General features: G+C 63.4%; 1 protein-coding gene. It reads right to left on the bottom strand.

The features are described from left to right. Positions 1-463: 463 nt before the first annotated feature. Positions 464-1,242: N-6 DNA methylase (locus AX690_RS19225; protein ID WP_156449724.1), on the bottom strand; the 779-nt coding region annotated here is incomplete at its 5' end.

Raw genomic sequence — 1,242 nt, 5'->3', positions numbered from 1 at the left:
GCCGAGATGGAACGCAGAGCGGCTTAACCCCGTCCACTTTTTCGGGGGAAGATCATAGAGCCGTCGATGAACGGAACGTAGTCGGTAGAGTTAAGTGCGTAGGCTAGATAACGGGCCGATCCACTGTGCAGTGGCCTCAGCACGTGAACGTGGTTGTTCGGCCAGATTGGCCCGACTGAGCGAAACGCTACCGGCTTGGTACGGTCGAAGAAAGGGGCACCATCTTCACCCAGGAGAACGAGCTCCTCATCAAAGAGTGCTGCATCCACGTAGTCGACGATTGAATTGGCTCCCCAGTAGGGGATCAAACCTTTGCGGTCCGCACGCTGTTCCGCGTTCAGAGGGACACGGGCTCCATCGCAGCAATCGACAAGATGGCGGAGCTGGATCGTATCCCAATGGCTCGGCACTCGCCCCAGCCACTCGACCCCGCTCTCCTTGTAGCTCTGATACGCCGGAAAGCTCACGCCGCCAGCTCCGCGATCATCGCCTTGATCTGGTCGGTCACCGCACGCAAATCGGCGTCGATCTCAGCGAGATCACGCGGCGGCTCGAACACATAGAAGTGGCGGTTGAACGGGATCTCGTAGCCGACCTTGGTCTTGTCCTCGTCGATCCAGGCGTCGGGGGCGTGGGGCAGGACCTCGCGGGCGAAATAGGTCTCGACGTCCTCGGTCAGCGGCACGTTCTCGGTGTCGCGGCGGGCGCTGTCGGCCTGGGGCTTGCCCTTGTTCTTGCCCTTCTGGCCCAGCACGGGCTTGCCGGCCTCGTCCACCAGCGGCCGCTCGACCGTGATGGTGCGATAGCCAAAGGCGCTGTTGGGCAGGATCTTGGACAGCGGCGCCAGCTTGACCTTGCCGCCTTCCGGCGCGGCGGGCGGGGGCGAGCCGGCCTCGACGATGACCTTGTCGACCAGCTTGCCCTCGGCGTCGAACACGCTGGCCAGCCGCGCCTCGACGAAGGCGCCGAACAGGCGGGTGACGGCGGCGATGTCGTCCTCGCTCATCTCCTTGCGCTTGGAGCCCAGGGACTTGCGCATCTTCTTCCAGAAGCCGCTGGCGTCGATCAGCTGCAGCTGGCCCTTGCGCGCGGGGAGCTTCTTGTTGCTGACGATCCAGACATAGGTGGCGATGCCGGTGTTGTAGAACATGTCGGTCGGCAGGGCGACGATGGCCTCGACCAGGTCGTTCTCCAGCAGATAGCGGCGGATCTCGCTCTCGCCGCTATCTGCTGGAGAACGAC

Source organism: Caulobacter sp. CCH9-E1, from assembly GCF_001556515.1.
Lineage (GTDB): Bacteria > Pseudomonadota > Alphaproteobacteria > Caulobacterales > Caulobacteraceae > Caulobacter.
The sequence above is the reverse complement of the archived record's forward strand: the minus strand, read 5'-3'. Positions and strand labels throughout refer to the sequence as shown.